The sequence below is a fragment of the Bradyrhizobium sp. 17 genome (assembly GCF_023073515.1).
In the GTDB taxonomy this organism is placed as follows: Bacteria; Pseudomonadota; Alphaproteobacteria; order Rhizobiales; family Xanthobacteraceae; genus Bradyrhizobium; species Bradyrhizobium canariense_D.
On the sequence record NZ_JADPJQ010000012.1, the window covers coordinates 108,089 to 125,300 of the forward strand.

11 protein-coding genes are annotated in these 17,212 nt (G+C 63.3%); 7 read left to right on the plus strand and 4 right to left on the minus strand.

Annotation, left to right across the window (positions count from 1 at the left end):
• Positions 1 to 82 precede the first annotated feature (82 nt).
• A complete protein-coding gene (locus tag IVB13_RS01760; RefSeq protein WP_018457992.1) occupies positions 83 to 1,936 on the plus strand; it encodes a KUP/HAK/KT family potassium transporter in 1,854 nt (617 codons plus the stop codon).
• 105 nt (positions 1,937 to 2,041) lie between these two features.
• Here the strand turns inward: IVB13_RS01760 and gyrA are convergent, their stop codons facing one another.
• Both gyrA and IVB13_RS01770 read right to left on the minus strand, forming a co-directional pair.
• On the minus strand, positions 2,042 to 4,786 hold the full coding sequence (gene gyrA / locus IVB13_RS01765; RefSeq protein ID WP_018457993.1) for a DNA gyrase subunit A: 2,745 nt from the start codon (positions 4,784 to 4,786) through the stop codon (positions 2,042 to 2,044).
• A gap of 370 nt (positions 4,787 to 5,156) precedes the next feature.
• A complete protein-coding gene (locus IVB13_RS01770) occupies positions 5,157 to 5,654 on the minus strand; it encodes a single-stranded DNA-binding protein (protein WP_018457994.1) in 498 nt (165 codons plus the stop codon).
• A 459-nt stretch (positions 5,655 to 6,113) separates the two neighbouring features.
• Between IVB13_RS01770 and IVB13_RS01775 the strand changes: the two genes are divergently transcribed.
• The 5 genes from IVB13_RS01775 to IVB13_RS01795 all read left to right on the plus strand — a co-directional run bounded on the left by IVB13_RS01775 (position 6,114) and on the right by IVB13_RS01795 (position 12,383).
• Positions 6,114 to 6,896: an outer membrane beta-barrel protein gene (locus IVB13_RS01775; protein ID WP_026233477.1), complete on the plus strand. Its 783-nt coding sequence runs from the start codon at positions 6,114 to 6,116 to the stop codon at positions 6,894 to 6,896.
• A 230-nt stretch (positions 6,897 to 7,126) separates the two neighbouring features.
• Positions 7,127 to 7,816, plus strand: coding sequence for an outer membrane protein (locus IVB13_RS01780; protein ID WP_018457996.1), 690 nt, complete (start codon positions 7,127 to 7,129; stop codon positions 7,814 to 7,816).
• A 282-nt stretch (positions 7,817 to 8,098) separates the two neighbouring features.
• Complete coding sequence (gene uvrA, locus IVB13_RS01785) at positions 8,099 to 11,080, plus strand: excinuclease ABC subunit UvrA (RefSeq protein ID WP_018457997.1); 2,982 nt, start codon at positions 8,099 to 8,101, stop codon at positions 11,078 to 11,080.
• 46 nt (positions 11,081 to 11,126) lie between these two features.
• Positions 11,127 to 11,690, plus strand: a complete 564-nt coding sequence (locus IVB13_RS01790) for a DinB family protein (protein WP_026233478.1) — start codon at positions 11,127 to 11,129, stop codon at positions 11,688 to 11,690.
• Positions 11,691 to 11,708: 18 nt separating this feature from the next.
• Positions 11,709 to 12,383 (plus strand): HAD family hydrolase, encoded by a 675-nt coding sequence (locus IVB13_RS01795; protein WP_018457999.1) that lies wholly within the window; start codon positions 11,709 to 11,711, stop codon positions 12,381 to 12,383.
• Positions 12,384 to 12,431: 48 nt separating this feature from the next.
• On the opposite strand, the gene IVB13_RS01800 is transcribed toward IVB13_RS01795, so the two are convergent.
• Together IVB13_RS01800 and IVB13_RS01805 are read right to left on the minus strand one after the other, a co-directional pair.
• Positions 12,432 to 13,385 (minus strand): cytochrome D1 domain-containing protein, encoded by a 954-nt coding sequence (locus IVB13_RS01800; RefSeq protein WP_018458000.1) that lies wholly within the window; start codon positions 13,383 to 13,385, stop codon positions 12,432 to 12,434.
• 2 nt (positions 13,386 to 13,387) lie between these two features.
• Positions 13,388 to 13,969 carry an SRPBCC family protein gene (locus IVB13_RS01805; protein ID WP_018458001.1) on the minus strand — a complete coding sequence of 194 codons (582 nt, stop codon included), beginning with the start codon at positions 13,967 to 13,969 and terminating at the stop codon, positions 13,388 to 13,390.
• A gap of 1,163 nt (positions 13,970 to 15,132) precedes the next feature.
• On the opposite strand from IVB13_RS01805, the gene IVB13_RS01810 reads away from it, so the two are divergent.
• Positions 15,133 to 17,205: a DUF1217 domain-containing protein gene (locus IVB13_RS01810; RefSeq protein ID WP_247487469.1), complete on the plus strand. Its 2,073-nt coding sequence runs from the start codon at positions 15,133 to 15,135 to the stop codon at positions 17,203 to 17,205.
• Positions 17,206 to 17,212: the final 7 nt, after the last annotated feature.

The window sequence follows — 17,212 nt, forward strand, 5'->3', positions numbered from 1 at the left end:
GCGCGATCCCATCGGGGGGTCGCCATTGTCCAGCACGCCTGCAGTCGCCTCCGGCCATCAACCTGATCCACTGCCGATTGCCATGACCATGGGCGCCCTCGGGGTGGTCTATGGCGATATCGGCACCAGCCCCCTCTACGCCCTGAAGGAAGCCGCCAAGGCCGCCGCCCATGGCGGCACTTTGACGAACGATGCCGTTCTGGGCGTCGCCTCGCTGATCCTCTGGGCGCTGTTGCTGATCATCTCACTGAAATATGCGCTGTTGATTCTGCGTGCGGATAACCGCGGCGAAGGCGGCATCGTCGCGCTGCTGGCCTTGCTGCATGCCCGCAACGCTCAACCCGGTACCTGGCGCGCGCATTTGCTGGTCGTCGGCCTCATCGGCGCCGCGCTACTGTACGGGGACGGCGCGATCACGCCGGCCATCTCCGTGCTCTCAGCCATCGAAGGTCTGAAGGTCGACGCACCCTCGCTCGCGCCGGCGGTTGTGCCCGTGACCGTCGTCATCCTGATCGGACTGTTCATGATGCAGAAGCAGGGCACCGGCTTCATCGGCCGCATCTTCGGACCGGTGATGCTGGCCTGGTTCTTCGTGCTGGCAGCGCTCGGCATCCACGGCATCGTCAAGGCGCCGGCGGTGCTGGCGGCGCTCAGCCCGCTCTATGCGTTCGACTTCCTGATCCATCAGGATTTTCATGTCTCCTTCGCGATCCTGGGGGCCGCCTTCCTCGCGGTGACCGGCGGCGAAGCCATGTACGCCGACATGGGGCATTTCGGCCGCCTGCCGATCCGGCTGGCCTGGTTCGCGATCTGCCTGCCTGCGCTCGTGCTGAACTATTTCGGCCAGGCCGCGCTGCTGATCACCGATCCCACCATGATCGAAAATCCGTTCTTCCAGCTCTGCCCTGACGCCCTGCATTATCCGCTGGTCGCGTTCTCGGCGGTCGCGACCGTGATCGCCTCGCAAGCCATCATCTCCGGCGTGTTCTCGTTGACGCAGCAGTCGATCCAGCTCGGCTTCCTGCCGCGCATGCAGATCCGTCACACCACGAGCGACGCGATCGGCCAGATCTACGTGCCGTTGGTGAACTGGCTGCTCGCCGCCGCAACGCTCGGCGCCGTGCTGAGTTTCGGCAGCTCGGAGGCGCTGGCCGGCGCCTACGGCATCGCGGTGTCGCTATTGATGGCGATCACCACGCTGCTCGCCGCCCTGGTCGCGATCCAGTGGGGCTATTCACCGTGGCTCGTGGTTGCCGTGAACGGCTTCTTCTTCGTGATCGATTTGATCTTCTTCTCGGCCAATTCGATCAAGCTGTTCGAGGGCGGCTGGTTTCCGCTGATGCTGGCGGGCTTCGTCGCCTTCCTGATGCTGACCTGGCGCAGCGGCGTGAAGCTCGTCGAAGCCGCACGCGCGAAGCTGCGCCAGCCCGAGGAGGATCTGATCGAGACCGCGGTCAACCAGTGCAGCGCCAGACTCCCCGGCACCGCCGTGTTCCTGGCCTCGGCGCCGCGCGGCGTGCCGCTGGCACTGACCCAGTTCGTCAAGCACAACCACGTGCTGCACGAGCGCATCGTCCTGGTCACCGTGCTGATCGAGGAGCTTCCTCACATCGCCGACGAAGACCGCATCGAGGTGATCGAGATCATTCCCGGCATTACCCGCGTCGTTCTGCATTACGGCTTCATGCAGAACCCGACGATTTACGAAGGGCTGACCTTCGCCTGCCGCCACGGCAAGCTGCCCGGCATCGACCTCTCCGACATCACCTATTACGTCGGCCGCGAGACAATCATCCCGCGCGAGGACGTGCCGGGCATGTGGGTCTGGCGCGAAACCGTGTTCGCCTTCCTGCAACGCAACGCCGAACGCTCCGCCGCGTTCTTCGGCGTACCTACCAAGCAGGTGGTGGAATTCGGCACGGAGCTGGAGATTTAGCTGGTCAGTGCAGTATCCGGATCGAGCACAACTCAATCCGGGACAGCCGTCCGAATGAAGAACCCGGATTTCGCTTGCGCTCCATCCGGGCTACGGGGTGACGCATCACTCCCCGTTCGACTCCCCATTCGCCCCGTTTCCGCTCTCGGCCTCTTCCGTGATGTGCTCGACCGAGACGACGTGTTCGTCCTCCGCGGTGTCGAACACGATCACGCCCTGGGTCGAGCGGCCGGCGACGCGGATGCCTTCGACCGGGCAGCGGATCAGCTGACCCTTGTCGGTAACCAGCATGATTTGATCAGCATCCTCCACGGGGAACGACGCTACGAGGTTGCCGTTGCGGTTGTTGACGCTCATGGCGACGATGCCTTTGCCGCCGCGGCCCGTGGTGCGGTACTCGTAGGACGACGTCCGCTTGCCGTAACCGTTGACGGACACGGTCAGCACGACCTGCTCCTGCGCTGACATCTCGACGTAACGCTCCTGGGCGAGTTGGAAGCTGCCGGAGGTCTCCTCGGTCTCGGCGTCCGCCGCCGGCTCCTCGGCCGCAGCTTCGCCGGCGACCGCACGACGCATCTTCAGGTACGCCGAGCGCTCGTCGGACGTCGTCTCGACGTGGCGCAGGATCGCCAGCGAGATCACCTTGTCGCCCTCGGCAAGCGCAATGCCGCGCACGCCCATCGAGGTGCGGCCGGTGAACACCCGCACGTCGGTCACGGGGAAGCGGATGCACTGGCCGCCGGCGCCGGTCAAAAGCACGTCGTCGTGCTCAGTGCAGATCTGCACGTCGACGATCGCTTCATTGTCGTCGAGCTTCATCGCGATGATGCCGGAGCGGCGGACATCCACGAAGTCGGACAGCTTGTTGCGCCGGACGTTGCCGCCTGTCGTGGCAAACATCACGTCGAGATTGCCCCAGGTGGACTCGTCCTCCGGCAGCGGCATGATGGTGGTGATGCGCTCGCCCTGCTCCAGCGGCAGGATGTTGATCAGCGCCTTGCCGCGCGCATTCGGCGCGGCCATCGGCAGGCGCCAGACTTTGATCTTGTAGACCTGTCCGCGCGAGGAGAAGAACAGCATCGGAGTATGCGTGGACGCCACGAACAGCCGGCTGACAAAATCCTCATCGCGGGTCTGCATGCCGGCGCGGCCCTTGCCGCCGCGGCGCTGGGCCCGGTAGGCCGACAGCGGCACGCGCTTGACGTAGCCGGCGTGCGAGACGGTGACGACCATGTCCTCGCGCTGGATCAGGTCCTCGTCCTCGACCTCACCTTCCTGCTCGATGATGACGGTGCGGCGCGGGGTTGCGAACTCGGCCTTCACTTCGGCGAGCTCGGACTTGATGATGCCCAGCACGCGGTCGCGCGAGCGCAGGATGTCGAGATAGTCGGCGATCTCGCCGGCGAGCTTGTCGAGCTCCTCGCGGATTTCGTCGCGGCCGAGTGCGGTGAGGCGTTGCAGGCGCAGATCGAGAATGGCCCTCGCCTGCTCCATCGACAGCCGGATCGTGCCGTTCTCGCTGATGCGGTGGCGCGGATCGTCGATCAGCGTCAGCATGTCCTCGACGTCCCGGGCCGGCCAGTCGCGCGACATCAGGGTGTCGCGGGCGGTGGTCGGGTCGGGCGAGGTCCGGATGACGCGGATCATCTCGTCGATATTGGCGACTGCGATGGCGAGACCGACCAAAACATGGGCGCGATCTCGGGCCTTGGCGAGCAGGAACTTGGTGCGCCGCGTGACGACCCGCTCGCGGAAGTCGACGAAGATCGCCAGCAGGTCCTTCAGGTGCATGACCCGTGGACGGCCGCTGTCGAGCGCCACCATGTTGACGCCGAAGCTCGTCTGCAGCGGCGTGAACCTGTAGAGCTGATTGAGCACCACATCCGGCACGGCGTCGCGCTTCAATTCGATGACGACGCGGTAGCCGTCGCGATCGGATTCATCGCGCAGGTCGCCGATGCCTTCGATCTTCTTTTCCTTGACCAGCTCGGCGATGCGCTCGACCATCGTCGCCTTGTTCACCTGGTAGGGAATCTCGGTGATGATGATCGCCTCGCGCTCCTTGCGGATGGTCTCGATCGCGACCTTGCCGCGCATCATGACCGAGCCGCGGCCGAGGTGATAGGCGGCGCGGATGCCCTGCCGTCCGAGGATGACGCCGCCGGTCGGGAAGTCCGGTCCCGGCACGATGTTGATGAGCTCGTCGATGGTGAGCGCGGGGTTGTCGATCAGCGCGACGCAGGCGTCGATGACCTCGCCGAGATTGTGCGGCGGGATGTTGGTCGCCATGCCGACCGCGATGCCGCCGGCGCCGTTGACGAGAAGGTTCGGGAACTTGGCTGGCAAGACCGACGGTTCGGTCTCGTTGTTGTCGTAGTTCGGCTGGAAGTCGACCGTGTCCTTGTCGATGTCGGCCAGCAGAGCCAGCGCCGCCTTCGTCAATCGGGCTTCGGTATAACGATAGGCAGCCGGGGGATCGCCGTCGACCGAGCCGAAATTGCCCTGGCCGTCGATCAGCGGCACGCGCATGGAGAAGTCCTGCGCCATCCGGACCATGGCGTCGTAGATCGACTGGTCGCCATGCGGATGATATTTACCGATGACGTCACCGACCACGCGGGCGGACTTGACGTACTTCTTGTCCGGCGTGTGCCCCTGCTCGTTCATCGAGTACAGGATGCGGCGATGCACCGGCTTCAGGCCATCGCGGGCGTCAGGCAGCGCCCGCGCCACGATCACGCTCATGGCGTAGTCGAGATAGGACTTCTTCATCTCCTCGAAGATGGAGACGGGGCGAATATCCGAGGGTTGCGCCGGCTGGTCGCCGGGCTTGTCGTCGTCGTCAGCCAAGGGGAAATCCGGTGAGGTTTTATCTGGGAATCATATAGCGCATCGAGCCTCTGATAACCACCCTCGCGGCGTTCTGGGAAGCGCTTTTTCCGCCTATTTTTCCAACAACTTAAGCCCTTGCGAGCGGTGTCTCGGACAGCACTCGCATCGGCCTTGCAAAATCGCCGCTCACGCGTGGAAAACCGCGCGGTGAGCTTGCCGCGTCGGCGCGTTTGCCAAGCCGCAATCCGAGCTCACCCCAAACATGAAGCGGGCCCGGAAATGCCGAGCCCGTCCTGTCGATTAGTGGGATGTTCTGACATGAGATGAGAAGCGCCGCCCATCCGGCCGGGCGTCCGCATCAGGCGCCGCGTTCTTGGAGCGGAATCGCTCAGAACGGGATATCGTCGTCCATGTCGCTGTTGCGGCCACCGCCGCCGGCGGCAACAGGGCGCCGCGGCGTGCTGCTGACCGGACCGGAGGAGCCGAAATCGCCGCCCGGCTCGTCGCCGAAGCTGCCGCCTCCGCCACCGCCGCTACGACCGTCCAGCATCGTCAAGGTCGAGTTGAACCCCTGCAGCACGACTTCGGTCGAGTACTTTTCGACACCGCTCTGGTCGGTCCATTTGCGGGTCTGGAGCGCACCCTCGACGTAAATCTTGGCGCCCTTCTTCAGATACTGTTCGGCGACCTTGCAGAGCCCTTCATTGAAGATCACGACGCGGTGCCACTCGGTCTTTTCCTTGCGCTCGCCAGTCGCCTTGTCGCGCCACGTCTCCGAAGTCGCGACGCTCAGATTGGCGATCGGCCGCCCGTCCTGGGTGCGGCGGATTTCAGGATCCTTGCCGAGATTTCCAACCAGAATGACCTTGTTGACGCTTCCCGCCATCTCCGCTCTCCGCTCCGAATGCCACTGAATTCAAGAAGGCCGGTCCGCTCCCGCGTTCCGCCGTGCCTGTTGAGGCGACCCTATACGCTCGCCGAACACTTGCGGACGACGATCAGGCCGTCACCCTTCCGGTTATCCCCACATATAGCATCGACCTCCGGTTCGTTCCAGATTTGTTCTTGGCGAAGACAGATCTGAAGGCGTGGGATCGATCGGCCACATGTGTTGCGGAAAGGCACACGTCGATTGGAACCTTTGTAGGTTCCCAAAAATGGAAGAAAGAACTTAACATTCAGCAAGTTATGGGTACTCGCACTGCCCCGGTCTTGTTGCATTTGGGAGACGGACTCTGCCGCTCCGTAGAGCTACGGTTGCCTCGGACTTAGTTCATATGGGCCCTCGCGCCTGATCAGCCGCTTCGGGGAAATAAGAAGCGGACGAAACCTGGGGAGACTGGCAATGAATAAGCTTCTTATTTGTGCAATCGGTGCAGTGGCGATGGGCTTGTCGGCTCCCGCAAGCGCGGCGGACATGGCCGCGCGTCCCTACACCAAAGCCCCGCCGCCGGCGGTTGCCGCCATCTACGACTGGAGCGGCTTCTACATCGGCATCAACGGCGGCGGTGGATCCAGCCACAAGTGCTGGGACTTCGTCACGCCCGCGACCGGCGTTCTCGTCGGCGAAGGCTGTCACAATGCAACAGGGGGCACCGTCGGCGGCCAGATCGGCTATCGCTGGCAGTCCGCCAATTGGGTGTTCGGTCTGGAAGGCCAGGGCAACTGGGCTGACTTCCGGGGCGACAACGTGAGCACCCTCTTCCCTGGTACCGCTTTGGTGACGGGTGATCGCAACCGTTCCCGCATCGACGCTTTCGGTCTCATCACCGGTCAGGTCGGTTACGCCTGGAACAACGTGCTGCTTTACGTGAAGGGCGGCGCCGCCGTCGTCGGTGACAAGTACGACATCTACGCTGCTGCGGGTACGCCCGGCGCGGGCGCGCTGCTGGCTTCGGCCCGGGAGACTCGCTGGGGTGGCACGGTCGGGGCCGGTCTGGAATTCGGCTTCGCCCCGAACTGGTCGCTGGGCTTTGAGTACGACCACATCTTCCTTGGCGATCGCACGATCGGCTTCACAACGCCCGCGGGTGCGGTATTCGGCAGCGACCGGATTCGCCAGGACGTAGACATGGGCCTGGTGCGCTTGAACTATCGCTGGGGCGGTCCGGCCATCGCAAGGTACTGATCGCGCTGGACATATCGCACTTCGAAGGCCGGCCTTGCGCCGGCCTTTTGCTGTGCAGTTCTCCAATATTAATCGGTCAATAACCGTTCCGTTTTCCGACCGTTGTTGCTTTTGAGTGACACAACTTGCGGCTTCACTGGTGTAAGTACGGCATCAGTTGGGCAAGTGAGTCCGATGCCCTCCCTATCGTGGAAGGCACAATCAGAAACTGGGACTGGGATTAGTTGAAAATGAAAAAGGTTTTGTTGGCTTCGGCCTGTTTGTTCGCTCTCGCCGCCCCGGCTTCGGCCGCTGATCTCGCGGCGCGCCCCTACACCAAGGCCCCGGTGGCCATGGCTTCGGTCTACAACTGGACCGGCTTCTACCTCGGTATCGTCGGTGGCGGCGCTTGGGAAAATTCCTCGACCGACCCGAAGATGAAGGGCGGCTTCGTCGGCGGTACTGCCGGCTACAACTGGCAGACCGGCAATGTCGTGCTCGGCGTCGAGGCCGATGGTTCCTGGGCTGATGTCAGCGCGTCGGTCACCGGCCCCGTTGCCGTCCCCGGCTTCGGCCTCGTCAGCACCACCCTCAGCTCCAAAACCGATGCGATGGGAACCGTGCGCGGCCGCATCGGCTACGCCGTCAACAACGTCCTGTTCTACGGCACCGGTGGTTACGCCTGGATCGACAACAAGCTCAGCGTCAGCGCGCTCGGCGTGACCGTTTCCGACAGCAAGTGGCACTCCGGCTGGACCGTCGGTGCGGGCGTCGAAGCGTTCTTCGCTCCGCAGTGGTCGGTCAAGGGCGAGTACCTCTTTCGCAGCCTCGGCGGCGAGACCTACTTCTCGGGCGCCCTGCCCTCCGGCACGCTCGAGTTTCACACCGTGCAGGTCGGCGTGAACTATCACTTCGGGGGCCCGGTGGTCGCCAAGTACTGAGTTCAGTACTTAGCCCCAACGCCATCCGCGTTACGAAAGGCCGGCCTTGTGCCGGCCTTTTTGTTTTGTCGGGCACGTTGCCGCGCAGTTCCACCCTGCTCCTGCCAGATGCCGCCAGTGCGCCAACAATCCGTTGACGATTCGCAAGTCCCACTGGAAATCCGTCTCCGTTCTTCCTACGTTCGCTGACAACCCCATCGGCGCCGATCCCGGTTCCGGGCGAAGCGCGCCTTTTTTGTTGGCGCGATCGCGCGCCTTTGGGATTCCTTGAGGGCAACCCGGATGGATGAAGTGATCAAGGCGAAGCGCCAACAGCAGAACGTGGGATCAAACCTGCGCGCAATTACCATCCGTGGCGCGCGCGAGCACAATCTCAAGAACGTCGATGTCGAGATTCCCCGCGACAAGCTGGTGGTGTTCACGGGGCTGTCGGGCTCCGGCAAATCCTCGCTCGCGTTCGACACCATCTACGCCGAAGGCCAGCGCCGCTACGTCGAATCGCTGTCTGCCTACGCCCGCCAGTTCCTGGAGATGATGCAGAAGCCCGACGTCGACCAGATCGACGGCCTGTCGCCGGCGATCTCGATCGAGCAGAAGACGACGTCGAAGAACCCGCGCTCCACCGTCGGCACGGTGACCGAAATCTACGACTACATGCGCCTGCTGTGGGCGCGCGTCGGCGTGCCCTATTCGCCCGCCACCGGCCTGCCGATCGAGAGCCAGATCGTCTCGCAGATGGTCGATCGCGTGCTGGCGCTGCCCGAGGGCTCGCGCCTCTATCTGCTCGCGCCGGTCGTGCGCGGCCGCAAGGGCGAGTACCGCAAAGAGCTTGCCGAATGGCTCAAGAAGGGCTTTCAGCGCGTCAAGATCGACGGCGCCTTCCACGAGCTCGCCGAAGCCCCTGTTCTCGACAAGAAATTCCCGCACGACATCGACGTCGTCGTCGATCGCATCGTGGTGCGCCCCGACATCGGCCAGCGCCTCGCCGAAAGTTTCGAGACCGCGCTGAAACTTGCCGAGGGCCTCGCCGTCATCGAATTCGCGGATGCGCCGGCTGCGGCAGCACCCGCGGAAGAGAAGAAGAAGACCGCAAAGATCCACGACAAGAGCGGACCCGAGCGCATGCTGTTCTCGGAAAAGTTCGCCTGCCCGGTGTCCGGCTTCACCATCCCCGAGATCGAGCCCCGGCTGTTCTCGTTCAACAACCCCTATGGCGCCTGTCCTGCGTGCGGCGGCCTCGGCGTCGAGCAGCATGTCGACGAAGACCTCGTCATTCCCGACAAGGAGCTCGCCATTGGCAAGGGCGCAATCGCGCCCTGGGCCAAATCCTCGTCGCCCTATTACATTCAGACGCTGACTGCGCTCGGCAAGCACTACAAGTTCACGCTGACCACCAAATGGAAGGATCTGCCCAAGAAGACGCAGAACGCGATCCTCCATGGCTCCGGCGAGGACGAGATCAAGTTCTCCTACGAGGACGGCGTCCGCTCCTACGACACCAAGAAGCCGTTCGAGGGCGTCATCACCAACATCAACCGCCGCTATCGCGAGACCGAGAGCGAGTGGGCGCGTGAGGAGCTGGCGAAGTACTTCCACGACGTGCCCTGCGAGGCGTGCCACGGCTTTCGGCTGAAGCCCGAGGCGCTTTGCGTCAAGATCGGCGGCAAGCATATCGGCGACATCTCCGAGATGTCGGTGAAGGGCGCCGGCGCGTGGTTCGAGACCGTGCCGGAGGCGCTGAACACCCAGCAGAACGAGATCGCCGGCCGCATCCTCAAGGAGATCCGCGAGCGCCTCACCTTCCTGCTCGACGTCGGCCTCAACTACCTCACGCTCTCCCGCTCCTCCGGCACGCTCTCCGGCGGCGAAAGCCAGCGCATCCGGCTGGCTTCGCAGATCGGCTCGGGGCTAACAGGCGTGCTCTACGTGCTCGACGAGCCCTCGATCGGCTTGCACCAGCGCGACAACGCGCGCCTGCTCGACACGCTCAAGAGACTTCGTGACCTCGGCAACACCGTGATCGTGGTCGAGCACGACGAGGACGCGATCCTGCTCGCCGACCACGTGCTCGACATCGGCCCCGGCGCCGGCATGCATGGCGGCAACATCATCGCCGAAGGCACGCCCGCCGAGATCATGCGCAACCCCAACTCGCTGACGGGCAAATATCTCACCGGCGAGCTCGAGGTCGAGGTGCCCGAGCGGCGCCCGCCGAACCATCGCCGCACCATCAAGGTGGTCAACGCGCGCGGCAATAACCTCAAGAACGTTACGGCCGAAATTCCGCTCGGCCTGTTCACCTGCGTCACCGGCGTCTCCGGCGGCGGCAAATCGACGCTGCTGATCGACACGCTCTACAAGGCGATCGCCCGCAAGCTGAACAATGCCAGCGAAGGCGCCGCGCCGCACGACCGCATCGAGGGCCTCGAGCACATCGACAAGATCATCGACATCGACCAGTCGCCGATCGGTCGCACGCCGCGCTCCAACCCCGCGACCTATACCGGTGCCTTCACGCCGATCCGCGAATGGTTCGCCGGCCTGCCCGAGTCGAAAGCGCGCGGCTACGAGCCCGGCCGGTTCTCCTTCAACGTCAAGGGCGGCCGCTGCGAGGCCTGCCAGGGCGACGGCGTCATCAAGATCGAGATGCACTTCTTGCCCGACGTCTACGTCACCTGCGACGTCTGCAAGGGCAAGCGCTACAACCGCGAGACGCTGGAGGTCCTATTCAAGGGCAAGAGCATCGCCGACGTGCTCGACATGACCGTCGAGGAAGCGGCCGAGTTCTTCAAGGCGGTCCCACGTGTACGCGAGACGTTCCAGACGCTGCATCGCGTCGGCCTCGACTACATCCATGTCGGCCAGCAGGCCACGACGCTCTCGGGCGGCGAAGCCCAGCGCGTCAAGCTCGCAAAAGAGCTGTCAAAGCGCGCCACCGGCCGCACGCTCTACATCCTGGACGAGCCGACCACCGGGTTGCATTTCCACGACGTCAAGAAGCTGTTGGAGGTGCTGCACGAGCTGGTCGCGCAGGGCAACACGGTCGTCGTCATCGAGCACAATCTCGAAGTGATCAAGACCGCCGACTGGGTCATCGACCTCGGCCCCGAAGGCGGCGATGGCGGCGGCGAGATCGTCGCCTGGGGCCCGCCAGAGGACATCGCAAAAGCGCCGCGGAGCTATACGGGGAAGTTCCTGGCGCCGGTGCTGGCGAAGGCTCGGAAGCCGAAGCGGAGACGCGCGGCGAGCGAGGCGGCCGAGTAGGTTACGCCGCGGGAGCGGCCGACACATTGTCTGAGGGAGACTGAGTTTGCCTGCCGGACTTGTGCAAACCTATCGTGCGTTCGCCCACAATAATGCTTGGGCAAACCACCGGCTGCTCACCGCTTGCGCGGCGCTGTCTCAGGCCGACTTCGAAGCCGAGCGGACCGGCTTCTTTCCGAGCCTGCAACGCACGCTGAACCACATCCATGTCATCGACCTCTTCTATGTCGATGCACTGGAGGGCGGATGGTTGGGACCGGCAGCTTGGAAGAACGACGTGCCGCACCTTTCCCTTGCTGCGCTGAAGCCTGCGCAAGCCGCGATCGACAAGCGCTTGATCGCCATGTGCGATGCACTGACGCCCGAGATTCTCAACGGCATTGTGCGGATCAACCGCGACACGCGGGTCCAGGCCGAACGCCGCGACCGACTGCTCATGCATCTGTTCCAGCATCAAATTCATCACCGCGGACAAGCGCACGCCATGCTGTCCGAAACGAGCGTCGCGCCGCCTCAGCTTGACGAGTTCTTCGCCGAGGGAGAGGCGCCGCTCAGGGCCACCGAATTCGACCAACTCGGATGGACCGAGGAAACCGTGTGGAAAGCCTAGCGGTGTAGCTTCGTCTCCATGCCCTACTCCCTCGCCATCTTTGATCTCGACGGCACGCTGGCCGACAGCTTTCCGTGGTTCCTGCGCACCATCAACGACGTCGCCGATCGCTTCGGCTTCCGCCGCGTCGCGGACGAGGATATCGAGGGGCTGCGGCATGCTTCTTCGCGGGAGATTCTGAGCCGGCTCGAGGTGCCGCTGTGGAAGCTGCCGGCGATCGCGCGGCATGCGCGGCGACTGAAGGCGGAGGCTGCAGCGGAGATTTCGCTGTTTGCGGGGGTCGAGACAATGCTGCGGACGCTGGCGGAGAGTGGCGTGCAGCTCGCGATGGTGACGTCGGACAGCGAAGCCAATGCGCGCGAGAAGCTCGGCGATTGCGCGACGCTGTTCGCCCATTTCGATTGCGCGGCCTCGCTTTTCGGCAAGCCCGCGAAGTTCCGACGGGTCATCCGCCGCGCCGGCGTGGAGCCGGGCAAGGTCATCTCGATCGGCGACGAAGTGCGCGACATCGAGGCGGCGCGGACAGTGGGAATTGCCTGCGGAGCGGTGGGCTGGGGTTATGCGGCGCCGGCGGCGCTGCGGGCGATGGTGCCGGATCACATGTTTGATCAGATGGATGAGATTGTATGGACGCTGTGCCCCGGTGCCGTAGCCCGGATGAGCGAAGCGATATCCGGGAACGCCGGTGGATGAGGAGAGCCCCGTCCCGCATGTCGCTCCGCTCACGCGGGCTACACGCCCCTACTCCGTCCTGCGCAAGAATGCCCCAAACGCGCGCGGGCCGTCGCCGGTATTGACCTCGCCGATCAGCTTCAGCTCGACCGCATCGATGATATCGAGCGTGTTGCTTTCCCAGCAGGCGACGATAATGCGCTTGCCGTCGGCAGTCGCGGCAATGCCTTCGGGATAATCGCCGACATTGATGCGCTTGAGCGGCTTCAAGGTCGCCAGATCGAACACGCTGACAGTGCCGCCATACTGATCGGTGACGAAGCCGCGGCCCTGCGCCAACGCCACCGCATAAGGGCGCATCCCGACCTGCACGCGGCCGGTCTCGGCCCCAGTGGCGATGTCGATCACGGAGACGTCGTTGGAGCCGACATTGGCGGTGTAGGCGCGCTTGCCCTCGGCATCGATGGTGACGCCGAACGGACGGGTGCCGACCTTGATGGTCGTCGTGCGCTGGCGCGTCGCGGTGTCGACCACCGACACACTGTCGTCGTCGCGGTCGGCCGAGAGCAGCAGCTTGCCATCCGGCGTTACCGCGAGCCCCGATGGCGAGGCGCCGACCGCAATGCTGGCCGTGACGCTGCGCGAGGCCGCGTCGATCACCCGCACCGCCGCCGCATACCAGTCCGCGACATAGACGGTGCGGCCATCCGGCGCGACGGCAATGCCGAGCGGCCCGCCGCCGACCTCGATCCGCGCCGCAACCTGCCGCGTTGCTGCGTCCACCACCGTCACGGCTTTGGCATCCGGGCTCGTGACATAGGCAAAACGTCCGTCCGCGCTGACGGCGACGCCGGCCGGCTTGCCGCCGATCGGGATGGTCGCGACGCTGCGCGCCGTGGCGAGGTCCACGACCATCAGATCGTCGCTGAGCTGGTTGGTGACGAATGCCTCTTCGGCGAACACATGCGCGATGCCGGCCAGGCAAAAGCTGGCGGCGAGCGCCGCCAGGACCAGCGCCCGCACCGTCAGCTTCCGCTCTCGATCTTCTTCTTGAGTGCCTCGAGGCCCGCCTGGTACAGCCCCTTCACCGCCTTGACCGCGGCCTCGTCACTCAGCTCCGGCGGCGGCTCGTTGTTGGGAAAGCCACGATAGAACGCGCCGGCCCATTCCAGCGTCGAGCCCTTGCCGTCAGCGCTCGGCGTCACCGTCAATGTCGAGGAATAATTGGTGACCGGCAGCACCTTCACGTCCACATTGGTGATCCGGTAGGAATAGCTCATCGCGGCGGCGTCAAACTTGTAGAGCTCCTCGTCGACGGTCGCGCCTCCCGTCAGCGTCAGCTTGCGCGTCGCGCCGATCTCGTTGCCCTTCTCGCCCTCGGTCTTGGTGACAGGTGGCAGCCAGCTCATGTCCTGGAAATTGCCCATTGCGGCCCACACCTTGGCCGGGGCGGCGTTGATCTCGATGGATTCGCGCACCTTCTGACGGGTCGGCCCGTGGGCCCAGGCCGATGTCGAAACCGGGCCAAACGCCGCCGTCAAAGCCACCGCGCCCGCGGCAATCAGCACCGCGGCCAGGACCGTGCGCCGTCCAATCGTCACCCTCATCTCGTTTCCTCATACGTGTCGGTGATCATGCGCGACTTGAAGCGCGCTGGAATCATGGTAGCGCATTTTGCGGCCGCGGGGAGACCCGTTCGTGGCCGCGTTGCGGCGGGGCTCGCGCGCCCCACAACCCCTTGCCGCCCCGGCGGGCAAAACACCAATAAGCGGGTCAATCACGGCGCTTAAAAATATTTCTCTTTATCCGCATTTCGGATTATCATATAAAGAGCCATCCCAACCCGGCCGAGGGGCGGATCGCGATCGTCACGAACGCGGGATGGGACGTGGTGGACGTGGGCCACACCGGCGCGAAGGCTTCGCAGGGCGGGCAACCGTGAGCGAAAGTGTCGCGCACACGACCGGTGCAGCCTGCGTACGGCAAAATCGTGTGGTCCTGGCGCCCGGGGTCTGTGCGCCAAGTCTTGCGGTGATGCGTGCGGGCCGACCGGGCCGCAGCGTCAGCCATCCGCAAGGCGACGGGGGCAATAGTGCATCGCTCCCCGGGGAGATCACGACATAAGCCGTAAAACCACTGCGCAGGGAAGGCCGTGTGTTGGGCTTCACCTGTATGCCGCTGTGCAGCCTCTCGTAGCGCAACCTTCGCACAGTGGACCGTGGGTGCCAGCCGGCACCCGGCCTTCCCTGCGCCCTCGGCATTTTGGGGGCAAAGAATGCCGCAAAGCTCGGGCCGCACAGGCCGCGAGAATGCGAAACCGCGCGTATCACGCGAATAGCAATGCCAGATGACTTCGGGCTCTCGTGCCCCGGACGCGGCGCAGCGCCCCTTCGGCGATGCGCCGCAGAGCCGTGACCCATCCTGCGGCAGAATGCACGGCTTCTGGATCCCGGCTCAACGCCACACCGCCGTAAGCGCGTTTACGCGCGTCTTCGACGCGCTATGGCGCTGCGTCGCGTTCGGGACGAGAGCCATTCCGATCGATCTCTTGATCGGGACATATCCGGAACGCAACCCTCACGAAAGCTGTATCTGAGAAACATGCAGCAACAAAACCCGATATGCCTCGCGAGGGCAAACTTGAATCTGGGATCGCGGTCCGAAAATGGCCTTGGAGAACCTGGCTCTGAGACAGTTTGCCGGCATGAGGCCAGCCCCACCTCGCGACCCCGCAATGATTGACGGACGTCCGGGACCGTAGGAGTGCGCGATGGTATCAACGTATTTCAGTTACAGCTACATCACGCGCAATCTCAAGCAGTCCCTGACGCGGGTCGAACAGCAACAGGACGTAGCGCGAGAGGCCGCCTATTACAAAGCCCACATCGGCAACGTGAAGTCCGTCGACGACTTCATGAAAGACTATCGCCTTTATCATTATGCAACGAAGGCGTATGGCCTGGAAGACATGGCCTACGCCAAGGCCTTCATGAAAAAGGTGCTGGAGAGCGACCTCTCCGACGCAAACAGCTTTGTCAACAAGCTGGTCGACAAGCGTTACCGTGAGTTCGCCGCCGCGTTTTCCTTCAATGGCAGTGCCACGCCGGTGGCGCAATCGGAGAACCAGACCGACGAGATGATTGGTCTGTACACGGCGACCAGGAAAAGCCAGGTCGATGCACTTGCCGGCGATTCGAATTACTACAGCGCCGAAATCGGTAACATCAGCAGTGCAGACCAGCTCCTGAACAACGACCGTCTTCGCAACTATGTCTATTCGGCGTACGGGATCGATCAAAGCAAGTGGTCGCGTGACACCATAAGCCAGGTCTTGCGCAGCGATCCATCCGATCCCAACAGCTACGTCAACACCACTTTCGCTTCTCAGCTAAGTGGCCTCAACGCCGACCTTGCTCAGGCCCGATCGGATGTCACCGCGGCCAATTCAAGGATCGCCGACTACACCGCCCAACTATCGCAACCGGGCGCGAACGTGACCCAGTTGAACGTCCAGATTCTGGTCGAAAAGCATCATTTGGAGTCATATGCGAGCAGCATTTCCAGCCTTAGCGAGCAGATAGGGACGATTGGCGGGTTCGTCGACCTGGCCGGTGCGTTCGAGTTTTCCTCCGACGGGTCGCTTCCGTCAGGTGTGTCGGCGCAGACTGCTGCAAATGTCACGATCACGAAACGGAAGTTCGACGACAGCAAGTCCGCCGTCTATTCGGCGGCGAGCCCGTTGAACGAAGCTTTTGCAATCAGGCAATTTAGAACTGCCATCCTCAAGATCAATTCAGTCCAGGCGTTCGTATCGACACCGGGCGTGTATGAATTTGCGCTGGGAGCTGTCGGCCTCGAGCCCGCGAACGTCTCGCCGGCGACTGTCAAGGCCGTGCTCGAAAGCGACATCAACGACCCCAAAAGCTACGTCTATACCCTCAAGGACAATCGATATTTGGAGCTGGCACGCGCCTTCAACTTCGACGCAAAAGGCAATCTGACCACCCCCTTGGTGGCTCAGGACTCGGCTGAAGTCCTCCAGATCGCCAAGGACTACGTCATTGGAGCGGTGAAGAGCGCCAGCACGGCGACTCCCCAGCAGCAGGCCGCAGTTCGGGCACAGGCCACGAAGGATGCGTCGGAATATCAGCAGGCCATCGCCGGCATCGACAGTGTTTCCGATCTTCTCGCAAACAGGCCGATGGTCGATTTCATTCTCTTGGCCAAGGGTCTGGATCCCAGGAAGGTCAGCACCGAATTTCTCAAGAAGATCTTCAGCTCCGACCTGAACGATCCAAAGAGCTTCGCGAACACCGAGAGCGATCCTCGCTTTGCCGAAATCGTGGCGTCGTTCAATTTCGACAGTAAAGGCAACGTCGCGCGTCTTCCGATGATGGGTCCGCAAAAGCGGGATCAGTTTCGGGAAACACAAGCGAACTATGTCGAGCAAAGCCTGGAGCAGCAGCAGGGCGATGCCAATCCCGGCGTGCGCCTTGCGCTCTATTTCCAGCGAAAGGCGGGGGACATCACGTCCGCATACGACATCCTTGCCGACAAGGCTCTTTCGGAGGTGTTCAGGACCACTTTCGATTTGCCTGACTCGATGGCGGCGATGCCGATCGATCAGCAGGCCAAGTTCGTAGACAGATTCATGAAGATCAAGGATCTGTCCGATCCCGCGAAGGTGACAAAGCTGTTGAGCCGTTTCTCCGCCATGTATGACATCAGAAACAGCCAGAGCACCGGCCAGGGTCAATCCCCCCTGCTCAACCTGTTTCAGGGATCCAGTTCGGGGATCAGTGACTCCACATACTTGGCCATCGCCAAGCTGCGCACCCGCTGATGATCGC

Coding starts and splice junctions, on each gene's coding strand:
- IVB13_RS01760 (WP_018457992.1), top strand. CDS start 83: ATGACCATGGGCGCCCTCGGGGTGGTCTATGGCGATATCGGCACCAGC.
- IVB13_RS01770 (WP_018457994.1), bottom strand. CDS start 5,654: ATGGCGGGAAGCGTCAACAAGGTCATTCTGGTTGGAAATCTCGGCAAG.
- IVB13_RS01775 (WP_026233477.1), top strand. CDS start 6,114: ATGAATAAGCTTCTTATTTGTGCAATCGGTGCAGTGGCGATGGGCTTG.
- IVB13_RS01780 (WP_018457996.1), top strand. CDS start 7,127: ATGAAAAAGGTTTTGTTGGCTTCGGCCTGTTTGTTCGCTCTCGCCGCC.
- uvrA (WP_018457997.1), top strand. CDS start 8,099: ATGGATGAAGTGATCAAGGCGAAGCGCCAACAGCAGAACGTGGGATCA.
- IVB13_RS01795 (WP_018457999.1), top strand. CDS start 11,709: ATGCCCTACTCCCTCGCCATCTTTGATCTCGACGGCACGCTGGCCGAC.
- IVB13_RS01805 (WP_018458001.1), bottom strand. CDS start 13,969: ATGAGGGTGACGATTGGACGGCGCACGGTCCTGGCCGCGGTGCTGATT.
- IVB13_RS01810 (WP_247487469.1), top strand. CDS start 15,133: ATGGTATCAACGTATTTCAGTTACAGCTACATCACGCGCAATCTCAAG.